The sequence below is a fragment of the Paeniglutamicibacter sp. genome (genome assembly GCF_046714615.1).
Lineage (GTDB): Bacteria > Actinomycetota > Actinomycetes > Actinomycetales > Micrococcaceae > Paeniglutamicibacter.
This window is the reverse complement of sequence record NZ_JBKKAP010000055.1, coordinates 1-20,391: the sequence shown is the minus strand read 5'-3', so window position 1 is coordinate 20,391 and position 20,391 is coordinate 1. Positions and strand designations below refer to the sequence as shown.

Sequence of the window (20,391 nt, the reverse complement as noted above, 5' to 3'; positions counted from 1 at the left end):
GGGAGCCTCAGTTTTGGCTCGACTAGCCGGCCGGCCGCAGGAACGGGATCAGTTCCTCGATCACCTTCGGGTCCTCGATGGTGGAGGGCACCGCGTAGGGCTTGCCGTCGGCGATCTGCCGCATGGTCTTGCGCAGGATCTTGCCCGAGCGGGTCTTGGGCAGCGCCGCCACGATGCGCACCTCGCGGAAGTCCGCGACCGGGCCGATGTGGGCCCGCACCATCGCGACCAGTTCCTTGGCCAGGTCCGCCTCGGAGATCGCCGCCCCGCTCTTGAGCACCACGTACCCGCTGGGCCGCTGTCCCTTGAGCTCGTCGGCGACACCGATGACGGCGCATTCGGCCACCGCCCGGTGGGAGCCCAGGACCTGTTCCATGGCGCCGGTGGAGAGCCGGTGCCCGGAGACGTTGATGACGTCGTCGGTTCGGCCCATCACAAAGAGGTAGCCGTCCTCATCCAGGTAGCCCGAGTCCCCGGTGGCGTAGTAGCCCGGGAAGTGCTCCAGGTAGGTCTCGATGAAGCGCTGGTCGTTGCCCCACAGCGTGGCCAGGGTGCCCGGGGGCAGCGGCAGCTTGATGGCGATGTTCCCCTCTTCGCCGGCGCCCACCTCGGCACCGAGCCCGTCCAGGATCCGCACGTCGTAGCCCGGCACCGGGACCGTGGGCGATCCGGCCTTCAGCTGAAGCACCTCAAGTCCCACGGGGTTCGAGGCGATGGGCCATCCGGTCTCGGTCTGCCACCAGTTGTCCACCACCGGCACCCCGAGCTTTTCCCCTGCCCACACGTAGGTGTCAGGGTCCAGCCGCTCGCCGGCCACGAAGAAGTTCTTGAGGCTGGACAGGTCGTACCCGGCCATGAGCTCGGCTTCGGGGTCGGCCTTGCGGATGGCGCGCAGCGCGGTCGGTGCGGTGAAGAACGTGTCCACCCGGTGGTCCTCGATGAGTCGCCAGAAGGCCCCGGCGTCGGGGGTGCCCACGGGCTTGCCCTCGTAGAGCACCGTGGTGGCCCCTGCGATCAGCGGTCCGTAGACGATGTAGGAGTGGCCGACGACCCAGCCCACGTCGGAGGCCGTGAGCATGGTGGAGCCGGGCCCCACCCCGTAGATGTTGCGCATTGAGAAGTCCATCGCCACCGCGTAGCCGCCGGAATCGCGCACCACGCCCTTGGGCGCACCGGTGGTGCCCGAGGTGTAGAGGATGTAAAGGGGGTGGGTGGCAGGCACCGGAACCGCCGCGGCGGGTTCGGCCGCCGCGGCCAGCTCGTCCCAGTCGTGCCAGGTGGTGTCGGTGCCCGCGAATTCGTTTCGCTGGTGCGCGAAGCCCTCGCGGTGGGCAACGATGACGGTGGAAATCTTGTGGCTTGCCATCCCGATGGCTTCGGCGACGGCCGGAAGGTATTCGATGCGGCGCGAGGGTTCGATGCCGCCTGTGGCGGTGACGATGGCGGCGGGTGTGGCGTCGTCGATGCGCGCGGCCAGTTCCTTGGGGGCGAAGCCGCCGAAGACCACCGAGTGCACCGCGCCGATGCGGGCACAGGCCAGCATGGCGATGTGCGCCTGCGGAATCATCGGCAGGTAGATCAACACCCGGTCCCCCACGCCGATCCCCGCATCCCGCAGGACGCCGGCGAAGGTCTCGACCTTGGCCAGCAGCTGGGCGTAGCTGAAGCGTTCCTGGATGCCGAGCACCGCGGAGTCGTAGATCAGTGCGGTGTTCTCCCCGCGGCCTGCCGCCACGTGGCGGTCAAGCGCATTGTGGCAAACGTTCAGCACCCCGTCCGGGTACCACGCATAGATCGGTGCGCGGCGCTCATCCAGGCCGGTCGCGGGCGGGAGTTCCCAGTCGATTGTTGCGGCTTCCTTGAGCCAGAAGGCCGCAGGGTCGTTCTTGGCTTCGGCAAATCTCTGCGCGTAAGTCGGTGCCATGCGAACCGTCCGTCCATTCGTGTCGCGTGCTTGATTCGGGCTTCACCGAGCATATGACTGTCGCCACACATTTTCAAGATGAATGTATACACGAGCCCAATTTTTTCGCCCCGATTTCCATCGATCACGTGACTTCGTGGGTTTTCTGTATACAATTGGTGGCATGAGGGCAAGCGATAAGGCCTACGAGGCACTGCGAACGGACATCGTCGAATGGCGGTTGCGTCCCGGTGCCGTGCTGGGCGAAGTGGAACAGGCAGAACGCCTGGGTGTTTCACGCACCCCGCTGCGTGAGGCACTGGCGCGACTGGTCGCCGACGGGCTGGCTGTGCAGCAGCGCGGCCGCGGCGCTATCGTCTCGGACGTCTCGCACGAGCACGTCGATGACCTCTTTGCCTTGCGCCGGGCCCTTGAGGTCGAATCGGCCCGCATTGCTGCGCGAAACGCCGAGCCCGCCGTCTTTGCGGCACTGCGCTCCCGCTTCATGGAAGCTGGACGTTCCACCGACCCGGAGACCCGCGAGGCCTACTACCGGCTCGCCGGGGAACTTGACCGAAGCATCGACGCGGCGGTGGACAACCCCTACATCGAGCAGGCCCTGCGTTCCCTGCGGGTGCACCTGGCCCGGGTCCGCCGCCTGGCCCAGGACGACCCCGAACGCCTGGCAACCTCGGCCCTCGAACATGCAGCGATCGCCGAGGCCATCGCGGCACAAAACCCGGAGGTCGCCGCGGCGGCCACCCAGTTGCACCTTCACCACAGTCTTGAACACATCAAAACCCATGCCGGTTCCAGAGAGGACACCTAAATGATCAACCACCCAGTACGCGTCTACCGCAGTGAAGAAAACCTTGCCCGCGAGGACCAGCTCGCGCACAAGATCGCAGAAGTCGCGGCCGACCCCGTAGCGGTCACCGCCGAGGTCACTGAGATGATCATCAACCGCATCATCGACAACGCCTCCGTTGCCATTGCCTCGCTGAACCGCGGCCCCATCGTCGCCGCCCGCGCCCAGGCACTGACCCACGCCCCGTCCACCGGCGGCAAGGGTGCCTCAGTCTTCGGCATCACCGAGAAGGTCTCCCCCGAATGGGCAGCCTGGGCCAACGGCGTGGCGGTGCGCGAGCTCGACTACCACGACACCTTCCTGGCCGCCGAGTACTCCCACCCGGGCGACAACATCCCGCCGATCCTGTCCGTCGCCCAGCACACCGGTGCCTCGGGCAAGGACCTGATCCGCGGCATCGCCACCGGCTACGAGATCCAGGTCGACCTGGTCAAGGCCATCTGCCTGCACAAGCACAAGATCGACCACGTGGCGCACCTGGGCCCCTCGGCCTCCGCCGGCATCGGCACCCTGCTGGGCCTGGATGTCGAAACCATCTTCCAGGCCGTGGGCCAGGGCCTGCACACCACCACCGCCACCCGGCAGTCGCGCAAGGGCGAAATCTCCACCTGGAAGGCGCACGCCCCGGCATTCGCCGGCAAGATGGCCGTCGAGGCGGCCGACCGCGCCATGCGCGGCCAGACTTCCCCGGTGCCGATCTACGAAGGCGAGGACGGCGTCATCGCCTGGATGCTGGACGGGCCGGACGCCGCCTACGAGGTGCCGTTGCCGGAAGCTGGCGAGGCCAAGCGCGCCATCCTTGACACCTACACCAAGGAGCACTCCGCCGAGTACCAGGCCCAGGCCTGGATCGACCTGGCCCGCAAGCTGAACCGCGAACACCCGGAGGCCGCCGACGCCAAGAACGTCGCCTCGGTGCTCATCAGGACCAGCCACCACACCCACTACGTGATCGGCTCCGGCGCCAACGACCCGCAGAAGTACGATCCGACGGCATCGCGCGAGACGCTTGACCACTCGATCCCGTACATCTTCACCGTCGCCCTGCAGGACGGCGCCTGGCACCATGTGGATTCCTACTCCCCCGAGCGCGCCGGCCGCCCCGACACCATCGAGCTGTGGAACAAGGTCACCACCGAGGAAGACAAGGAGTGGACCCGCCGCTACCACTCGCTGGACATCAACGAAAAGGCCTTCGGCGGCTCGGTGGTCATCATCCTGGCCGACGGCACCGTGATCACCGACGAGATCGCCGTGGCCGACGCCCACCCGCTCGGCGCCCGGCCGTTCGCCCGCGAGCAGTACATCAACAAGTTCCGCACCCTGGCCGCCGGCCTGGTGGAGGACGACGAAATCGACCGCTTCATCGCGGCGGCCGAAAACCTGGAGAAGCTCGGTGCCGGGGAGCTCGATGCGCTGAACATCGTTGCGGCACCGGGCGTCATCGACCTCGCTGCCGCCCCGAAGGGATTGTTCTAATGTTGTACTCGAACGTCACCCCCGAGCAGAAGCGCGCTGCCCTGCGCGAGATGCTCGTTCCGGGAACCGCGCGCCAGTTCCCCGGGGCCTTCAACCCGCTTTCGGCCCGGTTGATCGAGGAAAAGGGCTTCGATGGCGTCTACGTCTCCGGCGCCGTGCTGGCCAACGACCTGGGCCTGCCGGACATCGGGCTGACCACGCTGACCGAGGTGGCCACCCGTGCCGGGCAGATCGCCCGGATGACGGACCTGCCGACCCTGGTGGATGCCGACACCGGATTCGGCGAGCCCATGAACGTGGCCCGCACCATCCAGGAACTCGAGCACGCAGGACTGGCCGGCTGCCACATCGAGGACCAGTTCAACCCCAAGCGCTGCGGCCACCTGGACGGCAAGAACGTCGTCGACCTGGGCACCATGGTCAAGCGCATTGCCGCCGCGGCCGACGCCCGGCGGGATCCGAATTTCCTGATCATGGCGCGCACCGATGTGCGCGGCGTCGAGGGCCTGGGTGCCGTCATCGACCGGGCCAAGGCCCTGGTGGATGCAGGCGCGGATGCCATCTTCCCCGAGGCCATGAAGGACCTGTCCGAGTTCGAGGCCGTGTGCCAGGCGGTGGATGTCCCGGTGCTGGCGAACATGACGGAGTTCGGCAAGTCCGAGCTTTTCACCCGCCAACAGCTGGCCGCCACCGGCGTGGCCATGGTGATCTACCCGGTGACCCTGCTGCGCAGCGCCATGGGCGAGGCCGAGCGTGTCCTTGATGCAATTGTGTCCGACGGAACCCAGGAGTCTCGGGTAGATTCAATGTTGACGCGTGCTCGTTTGTACGAGCTGGTTGACTATGAGGCGTACAACCGCTTCGATACCGGGATCTTCAATTTCCAGGTTCCGGATCTGGATATCCACACAAATAACGCGAATCTGTAGGAAGTCAGGAGCGAAGTGATGACTGAAACTGAGATCAAGAAGGGCCTCGCCGGGGTCGTTGTCGATTACACGGCCGTTTCCAAGGTGAACTCGGAAACGAATTCGCTGCTTTACCGTGGATACCCGGTCCAGGACCTGGCCGCGTCCAAGAGCTTTGAGGAAGTGGCGCTGCTTCTGTGGACCGGCGAGCTGCCCAGCGAAATCGAGCTCACCGACTTCGTGGCGGCCGAGCGGGCCGGACGCGCGCTGGTCTCCAACGTCAAGGCCGCCATCGACCTGCTGCCGCTGGATTGCCACCCGATGGATGTGGGCCGCACGGCGGTGTCCGTCATCGGGGCAAACCACGCCCTGGCCGAGGATTCCTCCCCGGAGGCCGAACTCATCAAGGCCAAGGAACTTTTCGCCGCGTTCCCGGCGGTGGTCGCCTACGACCAGCGCCGCCGCCGCGGCCTGGGCGTCATCGAGCCGCGTGAGGACCTGGATTATTCGCAGAACTTCCTGTGGATGACCTTCGGCGAGGAGGCCGCCCCCGAGGTGGTCGACGCGTTCCGCGTTTCGATGGTGCTCTACGCGGAGCATTCCTTCAATGCCTCCACGTTCACCGCACGCGTGGTGACCTCGACGCTCTCGGACCTGCATTCGGCTGTCACCGCCGCCATCGGCGCCCTCAAGGGCCCGCTGCACGGCGGTGCCAACGAGGCCGTCATGCACACTTTCCAGGAGATCGGGATCGACAAGAACGAATCCCGCGAGGACGCCGCGGCACGCGCCAAGGCCTGGATGGAAGATGCCCTGGCGGCCAAGAAGAAGGTCATGGGCTTCGGGCACCGCGTCTACAAGCACGGCGACTCCCGCGTCCCGACCATGAAGGCGGCGTTGGACAAGATGATCGCGCACTACGGCCGCAGCGAGATGCTTGGGCTCTACGACGGACTCGAGGCGGCCATGGACGAGGCCAAGGGCATCAAGCCCAACCTCGACTACCCGGCCGGCCCGACGTACCACCTGATGGGCTTCGACACCGACATGTTCACGCCGATCTTCATTGCCTCGCGCATCACCGGCTGGACCGCGCACGTGATGGAACAGCGCGCGGCCAACGCGTTGATCCGCCCGTTGTCCGAATACAACGGCCCGGAGCAGCGCGCGTTCTAGGCCACGGAAAATGGTCGCCCGGGGCGGAGGCATTGTCCTCCTCCCCGGGCGGCCATTGCCGTGCCCGGCCGAATTCCCCGGGCGGCCATTGCCGTGCCCGGCCGAATTCCCCGGGCTGCCCCCGCGCCGGGGCTCGGGTCAAGGTTTGGAAGGGGCGGGTGTGGCAGGAGGATGGTACATCGAGGCGCCGATGCGTTGGGCAGCGTTCCGGGCGGCGTCGGCCCCCTCGATCAGTTCCTGCTGCCGCCCCGCATCAAGCACCGGCTTCAGCGCGGCGAAGGAAAGGTGTCCGCCCTCGTCGAAGCGCAGCAGGCCCCCGCCCCGCAACACCACCGCGGATGTGGTGCGCAGGCCCAGCTTTGTGGCCTCGGCCGGGGCAAGGCGCAATTCCTGGACGAAGGAGGCCCCGATTTCGGCGACAGCGAACCCGTCGGGGCTGAGCCTCAGGCTGGGGCGCACCCTGTCGATGGTGATCCGGGCGGACGGATCCAGTTTCGCCGCGTCCATCAATGCCGGGTTGTCCCAAATGAAACGCAGCACCTCGTCGGGGTCGGACCCCAGGGCTGAAAGCCGGACCGGGTAGTTCAGGTCCCGCAGGCCGGAGATCCCGTCCAGGGCGTGCGACGGGCCGGCAACGATTCCTACCTCGGCAAAGCAGCTGCGCAGCGTTCCGCGGTAGTTGCGCTCGTCCTGCGGGACCACAACCGCGTCGGCGGCCAGGATTCCGCGCAGCAGATCCTCCCAGCCCACATCCACCGGGGCCATGTAGGCCAGTCCGCGCAGCAGCATGTTCAGCACCCGCTCACCGATCCGGGCTCCTGCGGCGGCCACCTGGTGAACGCTTGCCAGGCGGCCGGGCCGCCCCAGTTCCGCCCGCCACAGCCGCAGCACGGTTCCCAGCACCGCGCGGACGACCCCCGCGGCACGTCGATGCGGTTCCACGTCGCTGCGCCAGTCCTGCGGCAGGTCCCCAGTCAGCGGATCCCGCGCGGCCCAGCCATGGCTGAACAGGTTGTCCGCGAAACGGAAGAGCCCGGACGCCAGCAGGGTCGAATCGATGGATTCCAGGGTTCCCCCGCAGGCGGCCATTTCCCCGGCAATGATCTTTTCCACCACGGCCTCGGCGGTGAAGACCCCCAGCATGGCCAGCAGGTCGGCGAGTGCCTCGTGCAGCGCCAGCTGGTCGGCCCCGGCCAGGGAATCTCCCCAGCGTGGGCGGTAGCCGTCGACGACGGCGTGGGTGACCTCGTGGGCCACCAGGTCCCGGTACAGCACCAGCGGGAGCCTGTTCCGGTGCCGCGCATCCTCGATCAGGCCGAAGCGGATCGAACAATCCGAACGCGTGTACCCGGTGTTGCGGAAGTCGATCCGGTCATTGGCGTACAGCTTCAGTCTGCCCCCGCCGGCCCAGCCCATCCGCCGCCCCAGCGCCCGCTCGAACGCGGCCAGGGTGTGTGCCGCCACCGCGTTGGCCTGCTGGGCCAGAAAGCGGCGGTCGATCGGCAGGTCTGATGGATCCGGCGGAGGGGCGATGTCCTCCGCTCCCCAGCTGCCGTTTCCCAGCACCTGGTTTTCCCTGCGCCCGCGCGGGCCACGCACGATGACCTCGAGGCGCGCGTCCAACGGGCCGGTCAGCAGCCGTTCGCCGGGAATGCGCAGTGTGTGGGTCATCAGCCGCCCCGCGGAATCCATCGAATGCGGTCCCTGGGCAAGCACCGTCAGCGAGCTCAGGTCCCCGGCGCGATGGGTCGGCAGGGCGGGCATCGCTTCACCGCGCCGGGTTCGCGAAGGCGCTCCCCCACGGCGAGGCCTTGGCCGCGGTCGGGCCCTCAAGCTGGGCACGCTGGTCAAAGCTGCCCTTGGCCAGCGACTTGGTGACGGCGGCCAACAGCGACCGGCGGCTGCGCGTGGGGTCGCTCCGCAGCTCCTCGAGCAGATAGTAGGTGAACGCGCCGTTGTAGCGCCCGTCAAACACCGAGTCGGCCGAGGTCTGGTAGGAGCGGCAGCCTGCCAGCAGCACCGGGCGGTTTCCCCTGCCCGAGCGCGACACCAGGTCGCGGAAGGCCCGCGGATCCGCCGTCGCCGTCCGCTCCAGGCCGATCGGGGTGGGCGGGGGCAGGAACCGCGGGCGGCGCCCGGGCAGCAGGTCCAGCGCCTTGAGCCCGGTGCCGCTGTGGCAGGTGTCCAGGACGACCTCCACCAGCACGCCGGGCCCGGCCCGGGAAATGAGGTCATGGAGCTCGTCGTCGGAGATCAGGCTGGCCGGATCCCATTGGTCACCCGCCTCGTTCAGGTCGAAGGTGGCAAACGCCTCGTCCGCCTTGTCGGCCTCGTCCGCCTTGTCGGCCTTGTCGGCCTCGTCCCCCGAAGCGTCCGGGATCTGGGTCCCGTGGCTGGAAAACGTGAAGACCAGGTGCTTGAGCCCGTCGGCGGCGGCCCGGTCCATGGCCTCGCCCAACCGACCCATGACCGCGGCCTTGGTTGCCGCGCCGTCCGTGAGCACCTCGATCTGGCCGTCGGCGAATCCGTATCCGGCCCCCAGCACCTGCGCGAAGTCATTGGCGTCATTCACGCAGCCGTTGAGCCACGAGCCCGGTTTCGGGTGCTCCCTCATGCCTAGGTAATGTCCGGGAAGTCGCCTTCGGTTGCGGGAACTGCGGGAATTCCGTTTCCCTGCCAGTTGATGGTCGCAAACCGGTCCACCGATTCGTTGTCTTCCGCAAGCCGGACCAGGGCGTCGAAGCGTTCCCCTGCCAGGATCCGCCCCAGCCAAAGCGCCGAATCGTCCCACATCCGCTCCAGCGGCAAATGCCCCACCGGATGCCATTCCGGGGAGAGCTCCTCCGAGGGCAGGGCCAGGCCTGTGAAAGCGGAGGCGAGGTAGATCGTGCAGTCCATGTCCGCGGCGGGGTTCGCCGGGAAACGGAAGTAGACCCGGGCGGCGGGCAACAGCGATGCGGCGTCGGCGACCAGCGAGGTTTCCTCGGCCAGCTCGCGCACCGCCGCGTCTTCGGGACTCTCCCCCGGCTCGATCTTTCCGCCGGGGGCAACAACCCGTCCGGCACCGAACCCGCGTTGCTTCAGCCCCAGCAGCACCTGGGCGCCGTTGGGCCCGCGCAGGACCGGCAGGCACAGCACGACCTGGGTGGGGGTTTCGGCGGACGCGTGGGGCATGGCGGGGAGCGCCTTCCTTAGTTGTGGGCTCGCGGGTGGGCAGCCGCGTAGATCTCACGCAGGGTATCGGCCGTGACCAGGGTGTAGACCTGGGTGGTGGTCACCGAGGCATGGCCCAGCAGTTCCTGGACCACGCGCACGTCGGCGCCGCCCTCGAGCAGGTGCGTGGCGAAGGAATGACGGAGGGTGTGCGGGGAGACGTCTTGCTCGATGCCTGCGCGTTCGGCGGCCTTGGTGAGCACCGACCAGGCTGACTGGCGCGAGAGCCGCCCGCCGCGCTGGTTCAGGAAGAGGGCGGCGGTGCCCTTGCCCTTGGCCACAAGTTCGGGCCGCCCGCGGACCAGGTACGCGTTCAGGGCGTCGATGGCGTAGGACCCCAGCGGCACGATGCGTTCCTTGGAGCCCTTGCCGAAGAGCCGCACCACCGCAGGTCCGCTGGCCGGGCGTTCCAGATGCAGGTCATCGACGTCCAGGCCCACGGCCTCCGAGATGCGGGCGCCGGTGGAGTACAGGAATTCGAGGATGGCCTTGTCGCGCAGCCCCGCGGAGGTCTCGATGGAGACCGAGTCCAGGATCGCGGTGACCTGCTCGACGCTGATGGCCTTGGGCAGGCGGCGCCCGGGCTGTGGCGGGTGCAGGTCGACCGCGGGGTTCGTGGGTGCCAGCCCCTCAAGTTCCCAGAACTTGTGTACCCCGCGCACCGCGACGATGGTGCGTGCGGCCGACCTGGCGCTCAGCGGGGCGGCGCCGTCGGCCCCGTCGCGCACGGCCTGGGCAAAGGAGGTCAGGTGGCCGAGTGTCACCTGGGACGGTTCATGAACGTCCTGGGTGTGCAGGAAGGAAACGTACCGGTACAGGTCGCGGCGGTAGGCGCTGACGGTGTTCTTGGCCATGCCGCGTTCCACGGCCAGATGCTGCAGGTAGGTCGCCAGGTGCTTGCCCATGGGCAGGCTCGCCGGGTCAGGTGCGATAACAGCCGGCGCTGCGGTGGCAGGTGCCGGTGCCGTGCCAGGTGCCGGTGTCGTGCCAGGTACCGGTGCCGAAGCGACAGGAGTCAGGCGGATCGTGGCAGGGACCGACGTGACAGGAGCCAGCTCAATCGTGGCCGGCTCAAACATGGCGGAGGACATGGTGCCTCTCCCCTAGAGCTTGGGTTCGGTGGAGCGCAGTCGCGGGTGGGCCTCGAACGAGGTGTCGACCGGGCGCAGCGAGGCGTACCCGTCTGCGCGTGCCGCAGCGGCGGCCAGCAGGCCGGCAACCGCTGAGGGGTTGTGGATCCGCCCGCCAAGGACGCCGGCGATTGCCTCGTCAAGGGGAACCCAGGCAAGGGCCATGTCGGCTTCCTCGTCGGTGCGTTCGTGGCGTTCATGCTCGGGAACCGGTCGGGCGTCGCGTGCCAGGTAGATGCGGATCGCCTCCGAGGAGGAACCCGGGGAAAGAAACAGGTCGACCAGCACCGCCCAGTCGGCGGCGATGAGGTCTGCCTCCTCGGCAAGTTCGCGCGCGGCGGCCAGGTGCGGCGCCTCCCCTTCGATGTCCATGAGCCCGGCGGGGATTTCCCACAGGTTCATGCGCACGGGGTGCCGGTACTGGTTGATCATCAGCACCTCGTCGGCTTCGTTGAGCACGAGCACGGCAACGGCTCCGGGGTGGTCGATGTAGTCCCGCACCAGCGGTGCCGCGTCGGGCGCGTATTCGAAGGTGTCCTGCACAACGTCCCAGATGCGCCCGTCGTAGACGGTCTCGGATGAAAGCAGGCGGCGAGGGCTGAACGTATCGCCCAGCGCCTCGCCGTCTGTTGTTGCCATGGTGCTACTTGCCAGCCTTCTGGTGATCCAACCCGGCCTTGACCAGCCCCGCGAAGAGCGGGTGCGGGCGGGTGGGTCGGCTGGAGAGCTCCGGGTGTGCCTGCGTGGAGACGTAGTACGGGTGTACGTCCTTGGGCAGTTCCACGAATTCAACCAGCTTGCCGTCCGGCGAGGTGCCGGAGAAGACCAGTCCTGCCTCCGCGAGCTGTGCGCGGTAGGCGTTGTTGACCTCGTAGCGGTGGCGGTGGCGTTCGGCCACGGCGGTCGTGCCGTAGGTCGCAGCCACAACCGAGCCCTCGGTGAGCGTTGCATCGTAGAGGCCCAGGCGCATGGTGCCGCCCAGGTCGCCCTTGCCGTCAACGATTTCGAGCTGCTCCTGCATGGTCGCGATGACCGGGTGCTTGGTATCGGGCTCGAACTCGGTGGACGAGGCGTCTGCCAGGCCAACCACGTTGCGGGCGTATTCGATGACCATCGACTGCAGGCCCAGGCACAGGCCCAGGGTCGGCATGCGGTTTTCGCGGGCGAACTTCAGGGCGCCCAGCTTGCCTTCCAGGCCGCGGATGCCGAAGCCACCGGGCACGCAGATGGCGTCTACGCCGGCAAGTGCCTTCTTGGCGCCTGCTTCGGTTGAGCAGTCGTCGGAAGGGACCCAGCGGATCTGCACCTTGGCCTTGTTGGCGAAGCCGCCGGCACGCAGGGCTTCGGTGACCGAGAGATAGGCGTCGGGCAGGTCGATGTACTTGCCGACCAGCGCGATTTCCAGGTGGTGCTTCGGGTTGTGCACGGCGTCGAGGAGCTTGTTCCACTTCGACCAGTTCACATCCTTGAACTTCATGCCCAGGTGCTGAACGATGTAGGCGTCCAGGCCCTGCGAGTGGATGACCACCGGGATGTCGTAGATGCTCGGGGCATCGGCGCAGTTGATGACCGCTTCCGGGTCAACGTCGCAGGTCTTGCCGAGCTTGACGCGCATTTCTGCCGGGATTTCGCGGTCCGAACGGATCACGAGGGCGTCCGGCTGAATGCCAATGGAGCGCAACGCGGCAACGGAGTGCTGGGTCGGCTTGGTCTTCAGTTCGTGGCTGGGGCCGATGTAGGGCACCAGGGAGACGTGGACGAAGAAGACGTTGCCGCGGCCGATGTCCTGGCGGACCTGGCGTGCGGATTCGAGGAACGGCTGGGATTCGATGTCGCCGACGGTTCCACCGATTTCGGTGATGATCACATCGGGGGCCTTCTTGCCCTTGCCCGGCTCGGTGGCCGGCAGCCGCATGCGGCGCTTGATCTCATCGGTGATGTGCGGGATGACCTGGACGGTGTCGCCCAGGTAGTCGCCGCGGCGTTCTTTTTCGATGACCTCGGAGTAGACCTGTCCGGTGGTCACGTTCGCCATGCCGTTGAGGTTTTCGTCCAGGAAGCGCTCGTAGTGTCCGATGTCGAGATCGGTTTCTGCGCCGTCATCGGTGACAAAGACTTCACCGTGCTGGAAAGGGTTCATTGTGCCCGGATCCACATTCAGATACGGGTCTAGCTTCTGCATCGTTACGGAGAGACCACGCGCACGAAGAAGGTGACCGAGGCTGGAAGCCGTCAGTCCCTTTCCGAGGGACGAGGCCACACCGCCGGTGACGAAGATATGTTTTGTCGTTTCAGACGACCGGGAATCACGAGAAAGATTACGTTGCACCACGGGGTTCTACCCTATCACCTTTTCGTTGTTGGACGGTTGGGAAAGACTCTACAGCGTTGCGGGATGCGGTAGGCGGAATCCGCGCTTCACGAAAGCGAACTCACAAGCAATTGCGCCTCGCCGAGCAGCTCCTCGGCATGTGCCTGCGCCGTGCTGGAGTCTTCCTGGCCGGCCAGCATCCGCGCCAATTCGCGCACCCGCTCGGCTTCGTCCAGGAGCACGACGTCGCTGGCGGTGAATCCCGCGCCGTCGGCGGCCAAGGCGTTCGACGACTTGATGACCCGGACGTGGCGGTCGGCATAGGCCGCCACCTGCGGCAGGTGGGTGACTACTATCACCTGGACGTGCTTGGCGAGCATGGCCAGTCGCTTGCCGATCTCCACCGCCGCCTTTCCGCCGACGCCGGCGTCCACCTCGTCGAAGACAAAGGTCGGAACGGGGTCCACGGCCGCCAGCACCACCTCGATGGCCAGCATCACCCGGGAGAGCTCACCGCCCGAGGCGCCCTTGCCCAGCGGGCGCGGGGATGACCCCGCATGCGGCTGCAGCAGCATGGTGATGGAGTCCAGCCCATGGCGATTGGGCTCGGTAAGCTTCTCGATCTCCAGCACAAACTTCGCGTCCGGCATGGCCAGCGCAGCGAGCTCGGCGGTCACGCGGGTGGATAGATCTTTGGCGGCCTTGGCACGCAGCTTGGAGAGCTTGGCAGCCAAGTCCAGAACTTGGGTGCGTAGCGACTCGGTTTCTGTTCTGAGCTCCTCGATCCGCCCGTCATCGCCCTGGATCTCCGTCAGGCGGGTGCGGGAGCTGCTCGCCCAAGAAATGACTTCATCGATGTTTGGGGCGTATTTACGGATCAGTCGGTTCAAATCCGACCGGCGTTCCTCCAGCGAGGCCAGGCGTTCTGGTCCCTCGGCGTCCAGATCCGAGAGATAGGCGGCCAAGTCCGTGGAGATCTCCGCGGCAAGAATTCCGACTTCATTAAGCCGCTCGGCCAATGCCTTGATGTCCGCGTCGTCCGCTGCCACTTGATCAAGGGCGTGTTTGGCGGCCTCGACCAAGGAGATCACGCTGGCGGCTTCATAGTCCTCGCTGTTCAGCGATTCGTGTGCAAGGTTTGCGTTGGAACGCAGGGCTTCAACGTTGGAGAGCTTTAGCGATTGGTTCTTCAGTTCCACGTCTTCGCCCGGCTGCGGATCAACGGCGTCGATCTCTTCAAGGGCGGTCTGCAACGATTCCGCCTCGCGAATGCGTTCGCGGGAGGCGGCCACCAGTTCCTCAAGTTCGGCCTGGGCGCTTCCCCACTTGTCAAAGGTCTGCTGGTAGCCGCTCAGGAGCTTGGCCATGGGGGCGCCGGCAAACTTGTCCAGCGAGGCGCGTTGCGCCGCGGCGCCCTTGAGCCTCAGCTGGTCGGTTTGACCGTGGATGGCGATCAGGTCCTCGCCCAGTTCGACCAGCACGCCCACCGGGGCGGCGCGTCCGCCAACGGAGGCGCGGCTGCGTCCCTCGGCCGACAGGGTGCGGGTGATGATCAGCTCGGCCTGGTCGTCGAAGCGTTCGATAAGCGCGCCGGCTTCCTCGGCACGTTCCAGGACCTTGCTGGTGGCAGGCAACACGAGCGTTGCATCGGCCACTGCCTGCTTGGCGCCGTGGCGCACGGCCCCGGCATCCGCGCGGCGCCCGAGCAGCAGCCCCAGTGCGGTGATGACCATGGTCTTGCCGGCACCGGTTTCGCCGGTGACCACGCTGAAGCCCGGGCCCAGCGGCAGGGTCGCCTGGGAAATGACACCCAGGTCGCTGATGCGTATTTCCTGTATCACAGTTGCCTCCGATGATCCTTGTCCCCGAGGGTTTCCGGTTCGGGCTTGGGTTCGTGGTGGCGCGGTTCGATGACCTGCATCGCCGGGGTGATGACCGGCAGCGCCGTCGTTGCGGTCTCGCGTTCCCCGGGTTCCACCGGTCCGCGCCAGCCTTGGATGGGTAGTTCGAACTTGTTGACCAGTCGTTCGGAGAACGGGGTCTGGTTCATCCGTGCCAGGCGCACCGGCTTGGTGGAGCGGGTGACTTCGACACGGGCGCCGGGCGGCAGCTCGATGGTTCGCCGCCCGTCGCACCAGAGAACCGCGCCCGCATCGGTGCGGGTCAGGATCTCGATGGCCAGCAGGGAGGTGGGGGCGACGACCAGTGGCTTGGCGAAGAGGGCGTGGGCGCTGATGGGAACCATGACCAGTGCCTCGACCTCGGGCCAGACGACAGGTCCGCCGGCGGAGAACGCGTAGGCGGTGGATCCTGTGGGGGTGGCCATGACCACGCCGTCGCAGCCGAAGGTGCTCAGCGGGCGGCCATCGACCTCCATGACCACCTCGATCATGCGTTCGCGGTTGGCCTTTTCCACGGCGGCCTCGTTCAGGGCCCAGGTGTGGGCGATCCGGCGGTTGTCCAGCCAGACCTGCACGTCGATGGTCATGCGTTCCTCGACGGTGTAGCGGCGCTCAACGACCCATTGGACCGTTTCCTGCAGGGCCGCGCGTTCGCTTTCGGCCAGGAACCCGACATGTCCCAGGTTCACCCCGAGCAGCGGCACCCCGGCGTTGCGCACAAGCTCTGCGGCCCGCAGCACGCTGCCGTCGCCTCCGAGCACCACTCCGAGGTCGATGGCTTCGAGGCTGGTGTCTTCGTCGAGGATCTCAACCTCGAGGTCTTCACCCTCCGGGGTGTTGCGCACTGCCTGCATTTCCAGGCGGCGCATCACCGGGATGAGTCCGGCATCGCGAAGCCGGGAACAGGTGTCCACGGCAGCTAGAAGGGCATCGTTTCGTCCGGTGTGGGTGAGGACCAAAATCCTGCGCATGAGTTCCTTCCTCGGCGGACCGAAGGTTAGGACATCGGTTCAGATGCCACCAGTCTAAGAATAGTCAACGTCCGGCCAGGCGTCGGTCCCGACGCGGGGTTGTGGAGAAGCCTCCGGATTGTGTCCGGCATCCTTGCCCAGCCACAAAAAGAACTCGACATTGCCGTCCTGGCCCGGGAGCGGGCTGCGGGCCAGCCCCTTCACGTCCAGCCCGGCATCGCGTGCCGACGACATCACGGCGTCCACGGCCTTGCGCCGCTGGGTGGGGCTGTTGACCACCCCGGTGCGGGAAAGCTGTTCGCGGCCGATCTCGAATTGGGGCTTGACCATGAGCACCATGTCGCCGTTCGGCTCCGTGGCACCGGCCAGGGCCTTCATGACCATGGTCAAGGAGATGAAGGACAGGTCAGCCACCACCAGGGCCACGGCTCCCCCGATGTCAGCGGGGTCCAGGTAGCGCACGTTCATGCCCTCGTGGACGTGGACACGGGCATCGGCGCGCAGTTCGGAGACGAGCTGGCCGTGCCCCACATCGACGGCCTCGACGTGGTCCGCGCCGCGGCGCAGCAGCACGTCGGTGAATCCGCCGGTGGAGGCCCCGGCGTCAAGGCAGCGTTTTCCGGCGACTTCGATAAGTGAAAAGGCTGCCAACGCACCTGCAAGCTTGTGCCCGGCCCGGCTCACGAACTCCTCGCCCGCGGCGGCCTGGACGGTGATGGCCGAGGATTCGGCAACGTTTTTTGCGGCCTTGGTGGCAACCATGCCATCGACGCGCACCCGCTGATCGGCGATCATCCGGGCAGCGTCGGTGCGCGATCGGGCCAGGGAACGGGTGACCAGTTCCTGGTCGAGGCGGCTCATGCTTGCTCCAGGGAGGTTGCGTCAAGATCGGCGGTCAACGACGCCTGCAGGTCTTCGAAGATGGCCAGGTGTTCGGCAACGGGGGCCGACGCCAGGGTCTCCAGGACGCCGAGATCGGTCGTCGACTGGTGGTATTCCGTGGGTGCCGCCGGGCGCGGACCGGAGACCTGTGCGCCGGGGCCGTTGTTGGCAGGTGGTGTGTGGTTGTTGCTCATCATCACCCTCGAGCCTATGGCTTGATGCCGACGATTTGGGAAAAACTGAGCTTCGGTTCCACGGCGTGTTCCTGTTGCGGGTGCGCGAGCCACCAGGCCGCACATGCCGCACGCCAGGAATCAAGGTCGGTTTCGTCGCCATCTATGGTGATCGTTTCGCCGTTGATCGAGGCCAGTGCGGCACCGCAGCGGACGCCGAATCCGGTGACCTCGACGACGGGGTAGGTCTCGTAGAGCCCTGAGAGGTCGGCAATGATGTAGTTGGGGCGTTCTGCGGTACGGGCGGCCAACGCCGTACGCACCGTGTCCACGCCGGTGAGCACCAGGGCGGTACGGCATCCGGCGTTGTTGCCGCCGAGGATGTCGGTGTCGAGCCGGTCCCCCACCACCAGCGGGTGGGTGGCCTGGAAGGTTTCGGCCGCGCGGCGGAAGAGCAGTGGTTCGGGCTTGCCGGCCACCAGTGGCTTGGCATCGGTGGCCGCGGCGACGGCCTCGACCAAGGATCCGTTGCCGGGGGCGATGCCCTCGGCGCGCGGGATGGTCCGATCGGTGTTGGTGGCGACCCAGATGGCTCCACCGTGGATCGCGTAGGCCGCTTCCGCCAGATCCTTCCAGCCAATGGAAGGGTCGAAGCCCTGGATGACCCCTTGGGGCTGATCCAGGTGGCTGGCGACTATTTCCATTCCGAAGGAACTCACGCAGTCGCGCAGGTAGGAGCTGCCCACCACCAAGACCTTGGAGCCTTGGGGCAGTTTCTGGGCAAGGAGTTCGGCTCCCGCGTCTGCCGAGCCAAAGCCTTGGTCGGCAGACGCGGGGGCACCCAGCTGAATCAGGTGTGCCGCAACGGCACCCGGCGATCGTGAGGCGTTGTTCGTGATGTACGCCAGGACGACCGAGTGTTCCTGCAATCGGTTCAAGGCATCGATGGCCTTGGGAATTGCACCGTTGCCGGCATAGACGACGCCGTCGAGATCGGCGAGCAGCGCGTCATAACCTGAGATCAGCATGGATGAATCGAATTCCTACTTTTCGTCGTTTTCGTCCTGGTCGATGACCGGGGACGTTCCGTTGGCCTCGGTGACGGCCGGGGCCTCGTCATCGAGTTCCGGGTTCGATTCCTCGGCCACTTCCTCAAGCGAGGACGCATCGACAACGTCGACGGCGTCTTCGTCAGAGAGTCCTTCTTCTTCGGCTTCTTGCGAGGATTCGACGCCGTCTTCCGAGGAAAGGGTCTCCGACTCGACGAGATCGCGGGCACGCGGGCGGCGTGCCTCGGTTTCGTCGTCTTCGCCGAGGTCGATGATATCCGGTTCGGCGAACTCGCCGGTGCCAAGAGCTTCCTCGGCCACGGAGATCTGCTTGCGCCAGGTCGATGCTTCTTCGTTGCGGCCCAGGTTTTCCAAGGCGTCGGCGTAGGCCGAGAAGAGACGCGGGCTGTAGCTGAACGCGCGGTTCAGATCCAACTGCGGGATCTCAAGTTCAGCCAAGGCTGCGTCGAGGTTACCCAAGTCGTTCTGGGCACCGGATGCGACCATGGCCATTTCGACCTTGCCATTGGTGTCCAGGGTCTCGATGACCTCGCTGTGGGCAATTTCCAGCGCCTTTTCCGGACGACCAATTCCACGTTCGGAATCGGCGATCAGGGGCAGGTGCAGGTTGTTGCCGCTGATGCGGCGGTGGGTGCGGAATTCGCGCAGTGCTTCGGCGAACTCGCCGGCAGCGTATGCGGCGAGGCCGACGGCTTCACGAACAACTGCAACGCGGCCGCCACGACGGCTGGCTGCGATGGTGTGCTCGTAGGCCAACTGGGGATCGATATCGATCAAGCGGCCGGCCATGACCAGGTGCTTGGATACCCATTCGTTGTTGACGTCGTCAAGGTAACGCAGTTCCGCACGGGTGATGCGGTCCAGTTCCTTGCCAGTTACATCGTCATCAATTTCCGGTGAACGTCCGCGTTCCGGGCTGTTGGAGCTGCGAAGGTCGGCCGGGTTGTGCGCGCGACGGATCTCTTCGTCGCGCTGTGCCTCGAGGTCAGCGGTGCTGCTCTCGGCGCGGGGCTTGAAACCACCACGATCTTCACGGGGCTTGAAACCACCGCGATCTTCACGGGGCTTGAAACCGCCTTCGCGACGGTCTCCACCCTGGAATCCGCCACGGTCTTCACGGGGCTTGAAGCCGCCTTCGCGACGGTCTCCACGCTGGAATCCGCCACTGTCTTCACGAGGCTTGATTCCACCGCGATCTTCTCGATGCTTGAAGCCACCGCGATCTTCTCGAGGCTTGAAGCCACCTTCGCGACGGTCTCCACCCTGGAATCCGCCACGGTCTTCACGGGGCTTGAAGCCACCGCGATCTTCGCGAGGCTTGAAGCCACCTTCACGGCGGTCTCCGCCCTGGAATCCGCCACGGTCTTCACGGGGCTTGAAGCCACCTTCACGGCGGTCGCCACCCTGGAATCCGCCACGGTCGTTGCCGCCACGGAATCCACCACGGTCTTCACGGGGCTTGAAACCGCCTTCGCGACGGTCACCGCCCTGGAATCCGCCACGGTCTTCACGGGGCTTGAAGCCACCTTCACGGCGGTCGTCGCCACCGCGACGGAAACCGTCGCTGTTGTTCGGCTTAGAACCGGTCCGGTCGCGGTTGTCCTTTGACCCGAAGCCCTTGTTTTCGTTTGACACTAGATGTGTTCCTCTCAAAAGGGTCTTCAGTTTTGGACCCCACGCATGAACCAGTGGACCCCCGCATCTCACGGAAGCCCACCCTAAAATCTTTTTGCCCTCACCAGGGCATTGAACGCCTGCATCTATCTTAGTCGAGCGTACCCAGTCGCCTTCGTGATTTGCACCAATAGTGCGCAACGCAACTGATCAATTGTACGGCAGAAACTCTGTCACTCGCTTTAGAAAACAACAGCTCCTCCGCCTACGAGGAACATTCCATCGGACTCAAGATCCGATGTAGCAGTCCGGCTGCCTGCGGCCGGTTCCCTTCCCCTTGAATTGATTTACCGGACTCAGAAGTAAGCTCGCGTTCAAGGAGAAGTAAAGATATGAACCAGCGGAACCAAATCGCCTCATCCGTGGCCTTGCAAGTCGCGCTGCCACTTCTACCTTCGGCCAACGGTTTCCGGCTTAGCCCCTCCACTGTTCACGTGACGTTGGCGCCGTGAAATCGGTGAGCCTTGACGACAACGCATCAGCAGATACTGCGAAGAGCCAACCAATGTGTGTTCGTCGAACACGACTGGGAAGCATATGGCAGGTGGCCCAAACCATTCAGGTGATGAAGACTGTCATTGGAAAATGGCAGTTTTTTTGGTTGGGGGGTTAAACATCGGAACCCCCAAACACAGTGTGCTTGGGGGTTCCGGGACATTTATGTCCGGCGGTGACCTACTCTCCCACACCCTCCCGAGTGCAGTACCATCGGCGCAGTGGGTCTTAGCTTCC

The 20,391-nt window shown here is 66.0% G+C and carries 18 protein-coding genes; 5 read left to right on the top strand and 13 right to left on the bottom strand.

All coding sequences use genetic code 11. From position 1 onward, the window contains the following. Window positions 1–22: 22 nt before the first annotated feature. Window positions 23–1,924, bottom strand: a complete 1,902-nt coding sequence (locus ACLQ7E_RS06150; RefSeq protein WP_411731691.1) for an AMP-binding protein — start codon at window positions 1,922–1,924, stop codon at window positions 23–25. A 163-nt stretch (window positions 1,925–2,087) separates the two neighbouring features. Between ACLQ7E_RS06150 and ACLQ7E_RS06145 the strand changes: the two genes are divergently transcribed. Genes ACLQ7E_RS06145 through ACLQ7E_RS06130 form a run of 4 tightly spaced genes read left to right on the top strand, consistent with a single transcriptional unit; the run spans window position 2,088 to window position 6,334 of the window. Beyond that, window positions 2,088–2,732 carry a GntR family transcriptional regulator gene (locus ACLQ7E_RS06145; protein WP_411731690.1) on the top strand — a complete coding sequence of 215 codons (645 nt, stop codon included), beginning with the start codon at window positions 2,088–2,090 and terminating at the stop codon, window positions 2,730–2,732. Then, complete coding sequence (locus tag ACLQ7E_RS06140) at window positions 2,733–4,250, top strand: MmgE/PrpD family protein (protein ID WP_411731689.1); 1,518 nt, start codon at window positions 2,733–2,735, stop codon at window positions 4,248–4,250. It begins immediately after the preceding gene. Further along, window positions 4,250–5,179 (top strand): methylisocitrate lyase, encoded by a 930-nt coding sequence (gene prpB, locus ACLQ7E_RS06135; protein ID WP_411731688.1) that lies wholly within the window; start codon window positions 4,250–4,252, stop codon window positions 5,177–5,179. Before ACLQ7E_RS06140 ends, prpB begins: the two co-directional genes overlap by 1 nt. A gap of 18 nt (window positions 5,180–5,197) precedes the next feature. Beyond that, window positions 5,198–6,334: a bifunctional 2-methylcitrate synthase/citrate synthase gene (locus ACLQ7E_RS06130; RefSeq protein WP_411731687.1), complete on the top strand. Its 1,137-nt coding sequence runs from the start codon at window positions 5,198–5,200 to the stop codon at window positions 6,332–6,334. A 138-nt stretch (window positions 6,335–6,472) separates the two neighbouring features. Here the strand turns inward: ACLQ7E_RS06130 and ACLQ7E_RS06125 are convergent, their stop codons facing one another. The 12 genes from ACLQ7E_RS06125 to ACLQ7E_RS06070 all read right to left on the bottom strand — a co-directional run bounded on the left by ACLQ7E_RS06125 (window position 6,473) and on the right by ACLQ7E_RS06070 (window position 18,762). Then, window positions 6,473–8,098: a hypothetical protein gene (locus ACLQ7E_RS06125; protein ID WP_411731686.1), complete on the bottom strand. Its 1,626-nt coding sequence runs from the start codon at window positions 8,096–8,098 to the stop codon at window positions 6,473–6,475. A 4-nt stretch (window positions 8,099–8,102) separates the two neighbouring features. After that, window positions 8,103–8,906: a caspase family protein gene (locus ACLQ7E_RS06120; RefSeq protein WP_411731685.1), complete on the bottom strand. Its 804-nt coding sequence runs from the start codon at window positions 8,904–8,906 to the stop codon at window positions 8,103–8,105. Window positions 8,907–8,950: 44 nt separating this feature from the next. Beyond that, a complete protein-coding gene (locus tag ACLQ7E_RS06115) occupies window positions 8,951–9,508 on the bottom strand; it encodes an 8-oxo-dGTP diphosphatase (protein WP_411731684.1) in 558 nt (185 codons plus the stop codon). Between the two features lie 17 nt (window positions 9,509–9,525). Then, window positions 9,526–10,638 carry a site-specific tyrosine recombinase XerD gene (gene xerD, locus ACLQ7E_RS06110; protein WP_411731683.1) on the bottom strand — a complete coding sequence of 371 codons (1,113 nt, stop codon included), beginning with the start codon at window positions 10,636–10,638 and terminating at the stop codon, window positions 9,526–9,528. Between the two features lie 12 nt (window positions 10,639–10,650). After that, the gene (locus ACLQ7E_RS06105) at window positions 10,651–11,316 is read right to left on the bottom strand and encodes an NUDIX domain-containing protein (RefSeq protein ID WP_411731682.1); all 666 of its coding nucleotides are present in this window, start codon (window positions 11,314–11,316) and stop codon (window positions 10,651–10,653) included. A gap of 4 nt (window positions 11,317–11,320) precedes the next feature. Next, on the bottom strand, window positions 11,321–13,009 hold the full coding sequence (locus ACLQ7E_RS06100) for a CTP synthase (RefSeq protein WP_411731681.1): 1,689 nt from the start codon (window positions 13,007–13,009) through the stop codon (window positions 11,321–11,323). A gap of 86 nt (window positions 13,010–13,095) precedes the next feature. Further along, window positions 13,096–14,829, bottom strand: a complete 1,734-nt coding sequence (gene recN / locus ACLQ7E_RS06095) for a DNA repair protein RecN (RefSeq protein ID WP_411731680.1) — start codon at window positions 14,827–14,829, stop codon at window positions 13,096–13,098. Further along, window positions 14,826–15,860, bottom strand: coding sequence for an NAD kinase (locus tag ACLQ7E_RS06090; RefSeq protein ID WP_411731679.1), 1,035 nt, complete (start codon window positions 15,858–15,860; stop codon window positions 14,826–14,828). Before ACLQ7E_RS06090 ends, recN begins: the two co-directional genes overlap by 4 nt. 54 nt (window positions 15,861–15,914) lie before the next feature. Beyond that, window positions 15,915–16,721 (bottom strand): TlyA family RNA methyltransferase, encoded by an 807-nt coding sequence (locus ACLQ7E_RS06085; RefSeq protein ID WP_411731678.1) that lies wholly within the window; start codon window positions 16,719–16,721, stop codon window positions 15,915–15,917. After that, the gene (locus ACLQ7E_RS06080; protein WP_411731677.1) at window positions 16,718–16,936 is read right to left on the bottom strand and encodes a hypothetical protein; all 219 of its coding nucleotides are present in this window, start codon (window positions 16,934–16,936) and stop codon (window positions 16,718–16,720) included. Before ACLQ7E_RS06080 ends, ACLQ7E_RS06085 begins: the two co-directional genes overlap by 4 nt. Before the next feature lie 14 nt (window positions 16,937–16,950). After that, window positions 16,951–17,943 carry an HAD-IIA family hydrolase gene (locus ACLQ7E_RS06075; protein ID WP_411731676.1) on the bottom strand — a complete coding sequence of 331 codons (993 nt, stop codon included), beginning with the start codon at window positions 17,941–17,943 and terminating at the stop codon, window positions 16,951–16,953. Window positions 17,944–17,958: 15 nt separating this feature from the next. Next, window positions 17,959–18,762: a hypothetical protein gene (locus tag ACLQ7E_RS06070; RefSeq protein ID WP_411731675.1), complete on the bottom strand. Its 804-nt coding sequence runs from the start codon at window positions 18,760–18,762 to the stop codon at window positions 17,959–17,961. 168 nt (window positions 18,763–18,930) lie between these two features. Here ACLQ7E_RS06070 and ACLQ7E_RS06065 point away from each other — a divergent pair, with 168 nt between their 5' ends. After that, complete coding sequence (locus ACLQ7E_RS06065; RefSeq protein ID WP_411731674.1) at window positions 18,931–19,593, top strand: hypothetical protein; 663 nt, start codon at window positions 18,931–18,933, stop codon at window positions 19,591–19,593. Window positions 19,594–20,391 lie beyond the last annotated feature (798 nt).